Source organism: Mesorhizobium sp. M0437, assembly GCF_040321335.1.
In the GTDB taxonomy this organism is placed as follows: Bacteria; Pseudomonadota; Alphaproteobacteria; order Rhizobiales; family Rhizobiaceae; genus Mesorhizobium.
This window is the reverse complement of the sequence record NZ_JAMYRK010000152.1, coordinates 1-3,637: the sequence shown is the minus strand read 5'-3', so window position 1 is coordinate 3,637 and position 3,637 is coordinate 1. Positions and strand designations below refer to the sequence as shown.

At 58.9% G+C, this 3,637-nt stretch carries 6 protein-coding genes; 5 read left to right on the top strand and 1 reads right to left on the bottom strand.

From position 1 onward, the window contains the following. Positions 1–71 precede the first annotated feature (71 nt). From NKI72_RS34325 to NKI72_RS34310, 4 genes are all read left to right on the top strand, one after another. The gene (locus tag NKI72_RS34325) at positions 72–590 is read left to right on the top strand and encodes a flavin reductase family protein (RefSeq protein ID WP_352852153.1); all 519 of its coding nucleotides are present in this window, start codon (positions 72–74) and stop codon (positions 588–590) included. 474 nt (positions 591–1,064) lie between these two features. Next, complete coding sequence (locus tag NKI72_RS34320) at positions 1,065–1,388, top strand: hypothetical protein (RefSeq protein WP_352475073.1); 324 nt, start codon at positions 1,065–1,067, stop codon at positions 1,386–1,388. A gap of 118 nt (positions 1,389–1,506) precedes the next feature. Further along, a complete protein-coding gene (locus tag NKI72_RS34315; RefSeq protein ID WP_352475074.1) occupies positions 1,507–1,812 on the top strand; it encodes a hypothetical protein in 306 nt (101 codons plus the stop codon). A 263-nt stretch (positions 1,813–2,075) separates the two neighbouring features. Continuing rightward, on the top strand, positions 2,076–2,546 hold the full coding sequence (locus tag NKI72_RS34310) for a group I truncated hemoglobin (protein WP_352852152.1): 471 nt from the start codon (positions 2,076–2,078) through the stop codon (positions 2,544–2,546). A 91-nt stretch (positions 2,547–2,637) separates the two neighbouring features. On the opposite strand, the gene NKI72_RS34305 is transcribed toward NKI72_RS34310, so the two are convergent. Beyond that, entirely contained in the window at positions 2,638–3,231 is a 594-nt protein-coding gene (locus NKI72_RS34305) for an SOS response-associated peptidase (protein ID WP_352618957.1), read from the bottom strand. A 3-nt stretch (positions 3,232–3,234) separates the two neighbouring features. On the opposite strand from NKI72_RS34305, the gene NKI72_RS34300 reads away from it, so the two are divergent. Beyond that, positions 3,235–3,637: hypothetical protein (locus NKI72_RS34300; protein WP_352852150.1), on the top strand; the 403-nt coding region annotated here is incomplete at its 3' end.

Sequence of the window (3,637 nt, the reverse complement as noted above, 5' to 3'; positions counted from 1 at the left end):
AATGGTTGGGATACCAAACGGCGTTGCGTCGCAAGGCGTCGTGAAGCTGCAAACACGATGAGGCTATCCAGATGACACTGACCGAACGCGTTCCCCTAGTGGAAACCTTAGTGGAAACCCGGGTTCCCCTGAAATTTGCGATGCGACACCTGGCCGGAGCTGTCTCCGTGGTCACCGCAGGTGTTGGCGACGAACGGACGGGCGCAACCGTTACCACCGCCCATTCCCTATCGGTCGAACCAGAGGTGATGGTTGTCAGCATCAATCTGAACTCGTCTACCTGGGCAGCCATCAGCCGGCATCGGCATTTCTGCGTGAATGTGCTGCGTGCCGACCAGATCGCGATTGCCGACCGCTTTGCCGGGCGCGGTGGCCTGAAGGGGTGGGCGCGCTACGAGGGCGCTCGCTGGTCCAGCCTTGCAAGCGGCGCACTGGCACTCGACGAGGCGCTTGCCGCGGTCGACTGCACGGTTGAGGATACTATTATTCGCCACAGCCACGCGCTGATCCTCGGCAGCGTCCGGCATGTGGTGAGCGGAGAGCCCGGCCCGGCGCTGATCTATCATCACGGCGCATACGGATCGTCGTAAACGTATTTCGGTTCCAGGTGCTTGACGGCGCAGTGAAGGTCCAGGCATTCAAATGAAGGCTTGATCTAGAATGCCTTGGAGAGAAAACAGTAAAGGCGAGGCGGGTCTTTTGGCATCCCGCCAGAACCGCAGGCTAGAAGTGATTCCCAGCCATTTTGTCGCCCGTCACGACGTTACAAAACTCATCGTAAATAATTGATTTTATTAGGGACACTTAGAGTTCAATCCTCTCTCGCAGCACCAGATTGTTTCGCTGGCGCATCTTCCAAGGCCTCCTTGACCTGCTCGATGGTGATTGTGCGCGGTTGGCGAGGTTGCCGAAAAATGTGGCGCCCCGCGACCTGCCGAGTGTCACGCGCACAGGCTCGTCAAAAGCTGTGGTCTTGCACACTCACCTCACGGCGCTCGCACGCGCCATGATGCGCGCGGGGAAAGCATTCTGGTCTGCCCTTGCTGCAGGCGGCTTAACAAAGCTTGCAGCCGGGAACAATCGTTCAACGACTCGCGTTTCTTGCCAAGGCCCGCTTCTTTTGCAACGGGGCGGCGGGCGTTGAAGGCTCGCAAATGTCGCGCCGGCGTTTCAATCGCACTCGCCTCAGCCCTCACGATTTGGCTATCTGTGAACGCGTGTTTGATCAGGTTTGCGCAGATGAGCACATTGACCCTCTAAGCCTGGATGCCGAAGCCTTAGCGGTGATGATTGTCGCAATCTTCCGAAACGTGACTACCAATGAGCGCGAACTGCTGGAGGAAGTTAGGTCTCTTCGTCGCTCAAAAGGGGCAGAGAAGGCGCACTAGCTTGGCGGGCGTTCCGAGGCGAATTGGCCTAGTCCCGCTTTGGCACAGCCGTTTGGCATCTGAATTGCCCATTGAGAATCGCCAGAGTGTAGCCACCGAGCTTGCGAAGGGGACGGAAATGGGCTTAGCCGAAGACTTATCGGATGTCGCGCTCACATTCGAATGTCCGGATTGCTTGCATCCGGCGGTAAGAAAGGGCTCTGCACTAAGAACAATCGCGCACTTCAGATGCGACGGGTGCAACGCCAAGGTGCGGATGACCTATCCGCAGAAGCTCGCGATCTTCGAAAAGCACAGGCTATTGGCCGCAGGCGACCGCCGCCAGCGAGGTCAGGAACACTACGGTGCCCGCAACATCGATCGGGTCGCCGATGCGGCCGAAGTGGCTTCGCGACCTCTGCCGCGTGCGGCGACGCGTGCTTAAGCCTTCCTCATCCGCGCGACCTTTACGCATGTTGACCATGACAATGCGGTCAATCGGAATAATTCGGGCGAAGGGCTCGTTAGTTCTTTAGGCGGTGCTAAAATACGGCAAAGTGTCCGAATGCCATTTCATGAAGCCCGCCAGACAGGCTGCGGCTCGCTCTGGCCTAACCTCGAAGGAAACCAGGGATGAAAATTTCGACTTCTCTGACAAGACGAAGTGTTGTCGCCGCGCTGGCGCTGGCCGCCGCATCGACGTCGGTATTGCCTGCCGACAAGGCGCTCGCGCAGACGAAGAAAACCACATCCGAGAAAAGTCTGTATGAGCGGCTGGGCGGCGTGTTCGCCATCGCAGCGGTGATCGATCACTTCAGCGACGCCGTCGTGAGGAACCCGATCGTCGGCCAAGAATCCAAGAATCCGCAGCTGCGCAAATGGCACACCAAGAACCTTGAAAGGTTGCCCGGCCTCAAGTTCATGCGCACGCTGTGGGTCTGCGACGTTTCTGGCGGGCCCTTCAAGTTCGTCGCCACCAAGCCCGGCACGACGCCGCTCGGCCTCGAGGAGGCGCATCGCGACCTGCGGATTTCCCCCGCGGAATTCGATGAGGTCGCAGCCGAACTCGGGCGGACCTTGGATCATTTCAAGATTCCGAAGCCTGAGAAAACCGAAGTCCTGGAAGCTTTCGCCGCCCACAAGGACGAGGTCACCGCCGGCTACGTCAAGCGGGGCTGAAGCGCTTATATCGCGCGGGCATTCGTTCTGAGCATGGCGCGCGTCGCCGTGAGGCGCGGCCGCAGCTCAGCGCGCAATTTTCCGATGGTTCCTACTCCGAACCTGCCCGAGCTGTCTCCACTCTGAGCGACCCTACCGGCAACGGCCGCAGGAGTTCAGCCTCGGACCTCGTGAGATGGATCCAGGCCGCCCAGTCCGATGGCCGCAGCACAACCACTTGCCGGTTGTGATATGGCGCCACGTCCGGCCCTGGCTCGCTCGTCAGCATCGTGAACGTCGGCGGCTTGTTGCCGACACCCTCGCGCCACAGCCCGGCAATCGCCATGAACGAATGGCCATTCAGCGTGAACCTGTGCTTGGTTTTTGGATATTTCGTTCCCGTGAATTCGAAGAATGCCGACGCCGGAACGAGACAGCGCTTGCTGTTGCTGAACTGCCGGCCCTCCGAGCGAAAGTTGAATACAGGTCCGCCTTTTGGCCCGGCCGGGGGAAAGCCGAATGTCATCGACGCCAGTTCGATTGCGTCGCCGGCGGCGCGCATTACAGGTGCGGGGTCGTTGATGTGGATGTCATCCGCCTGCGGCAGATCCAGTTCGGTTTGATGGCTGGGGATTTTGAGCGCCAGCGATTCCATCATCCGGCAGTATTCGGCCCAAGCGATGTGCTGCTCGTAGTCATTGCACATGGAATGGCTCCGCACGCTCGATCGAGATCAGTTCAATATAGCGTTTATCGGTGGGCGCCGATTGCTGGCGGATTTGATATAAGCCTATTTGGGCCGGCGTGCGGCAGCGATGGCCTGCAACAGATTGATGCTGTTCACGTCGGGTTCGCTGGATGCGGCAACGGCAAGTGCGGCGGCTTCGGCTATTTTCGCGACGTCGTCGCTGCTGATCGTTCCACGCTTTTCCAGCAGATTTACGAGTTCGACAACGAGAAGAAAGGCGTTCACACCATATCGTTCGGCTCTGAGCTCGAACTCGCCTCGAGCCAATTTCTCCGCGTCTCCTTCAGCCCGTTTGTCCACGTTGGCGTCCTCTCCTATGGCTACACGCTATCAACGCTTAGCACGAATGGTTTAATCCTTCGAA